Annotated in this window: 2 protein-coding genes; both read left to right on the top strand. The window is 71.1% G+C overall.

All coding sequences use genetic code 11. The features are described 5' to 3' along the window. On the top strand, positions 1-1,143 hold a 1,143-nt coding region (locus tag BZL64_RS29620; RefSeq protein ID WP_244205542.1), incomplete at its 5' end, for a site-2 protease family protein. Between the two features lie 50 nt (positions 1,144-1,193). Continuing rightward, positions 1,194-2,093, top strand: a complete 900-nt coding sequence (locus BZL64_RS29615) for a tRNA (adenine-N1)-methyltransferase (RefSeq protein ID WP_086772234.1) — start codon at positions 1,194-1,196, stop codon at positions 2,091-2,093. Positions 2,094-2,194: the final 101 nt, after the last annotated feature.

Raw genomic sequence — 2,194 nt, 5'->3', positions numbered from 1 at the left:
GGCGGCCTGCTCATGGGCCGCCCCTTCGGCGTCCCCGTCTACGTGGCCCCCAGCTGGTTCCTCGTCGCCGCCCTGATCACCTGGGTGTTCGGCGGCCAGCTCGACCGCGTACTCCCCGAACTCGGCGCCACCCGCTACCTCGTCGCCCTCTTCTTCGCGGTCGCCTTCTACGCCTCCGTACTCGTCCACGAACTCGCGCACACCATCGCCGCCCTCCGCTTCAAACTCCCGGTCCGCCGCATCCAGCTCCAGTTCTTCGGCGGCGTCTCCGAGATCGAAAAAGAGGCCGAGACCCCCGGCCGCGAGTTCGTCCTCGCCTTCGTCGGCCCGCTCCTCTCCCTCGTCCTGGCCGGCCTCTTCTACCTCGCCATGCAGACCGTCGAGCCCGGCACCGTCCCCGGCGTCCTGCTGGCCGGACTCATGATCTCCAACCTCATCGTGGCGATCTTCAACCTCCTGCCCGGACTCCCCCTCGACGGCGGCCGCATGCTCCGCGCCGTCGTCTGGAAGATCACCGGCAAACCCATGACCGGCACCATCGCCGCCGCCTGGGTCGGCCGCGCCCTCGCCGTCTCCGTCCTCATCGGCCTGCCACTGCTCACCCAGTCCGGAGCACTCGGCTCCGAGGCCGAGGACAGCGTCGGCATGGACACCGTCCTGGACGCCCTGCTCGCCGCCATCCTCGCCGCCATCATCTGGACCGGCGCCGGAAACAGCCTGCGCATGGCCCGCCTGCGCGAACACCTCCCCGAACTGCGCGCCCGCAACCTCACCCGCCGCGCCGTCCCCGTCGAGACGAACACCCCGCTCTCCGAGGCACTGCGCCGCGCCAACGACGCCGGCGCCCGCGCACTCGTCGTCGTCGACGCCCACGGCGAACCCGTCTCCCTGGTCCGCGAGGCCGCCATCGTCGGCGTACCCGAACACCGCCGCCCCTGGGTCGCCGTCAGCGGCCTCGCCCAGGACCTCACCGAAGGCATGCGGGTCTCCGCCGAACTCGCCGGCGAAGACCTCCTCGACGCCCTGCGCGCCACCCCCGCCACCGAGTACCTGGTCATCGAGGAGACCGGCGAGATCTACGGCGTCCTCTCCGCGGCCGACGTCGAGCGCGCCTTCGTGAAGGCCATGGCCAGGCCCTCGTAGACGCCGCCCCCATGGTCGGCACCCCGCACAAACCCCGGTAGGGTGGTCACATGTCCGAACCGACCGGTGCCGCCCGCAGGCGCGGGCCCTTCAAGGTCGGGGACCAGGTTCAGCTGACCGACCCCAAGGGCCGCCACTACACGTTCACGCTCGAAGCCGGGAAGAACTTCCACACCCACAAGGGTTCCTTCCCGCACGACGAACTGATCGGTGCTCCCGAGGGCAGCGTTGTCCGCACCACCGGGAACGTCGCCTACCTCGCGCTGCGCCCCCTGCTCCCCGACTACGTCCTGTCCATGCCCCGCGGCGCCGCCGTGGTCTACCCCAAGGACGCGGGGCAGATCCTCGCCTTCGCCGACATCTTCCCCGGCGCACGCGTCGTGGAGGCGGGCGTCGGCTCCGGCTCACTCAGCAGCTTCCTGCTGCGCGCCATCGGCGACCAGGGCATGCTGCACAGCTACGAGCGCCGCGAGGACTTCGCGGAGATCGCCCAGCAGAACGTGGAGCGCTACTTCGGCGGCCCCCACCCCGCCTGGCAGCTCACCGTCGGTGACCTCCAGGACAACCTGAGCGACACCGACGTCGACCGCGTCATCCTCGACATGCTCGCCCCCTGGGAGTGCCTGGAGGCCGTCTCCAAGGCACTCGTCCCCGGCGGCATCCTCTGCTGCTACGTGGCGACCACCACCCAGCTCGCGCGCACCGTCGAGTCCATCCGCGAGATCGGCTCCTTCAACGAGCCGACCTCCTGGGAATCGATGATCCGCAACTGGCACGTCGAGGGCCTCGCCGTCCGCCCGGACCACCGCATGATCGGCCACACCGGCTTCCTCCTCACCGCCCGCCGCCTCGCCGACGGCGTCGAGCCGCCCATGCGCCGCCGCCGCCCCGCCAAGGGCGCCTACGGCGAGGACTACACCGGCCCCAACGCCGACGGGGGCAACCGCTAGACCTCCCCTTCGCAGCGGCCCCCTGCCGCACGAACGAACCGACGCCGTGGCCGAGTTCCCCCGACATCCCGGGAACTCGACCACGGCGTCGGTTCGTTCGT

The organism is Streptomyces bobili (genome assembly GCF_002154575.1).
GTDB classification, from domain to species: domain Bacteria; phylum Actinomycetota; class Actinomycetes; order Streptomycetales; family Streptomycetaceae; genus Streptomyces; species Streptomyces bobili.
This window is presented reverse-complemented; position numbering and strand designations above follow the sequence as displayed.

What these genes read in the sequence shown, in the direction of transcription:
- BZL64_RS29615 (WP_086772234.1), top strand. Translation starts at nt 1,194, where the DNA reads ATGTCCGAACCGACCGGTGCCGCCCGCAGGCGCGGGCCCTTCAAGGTC.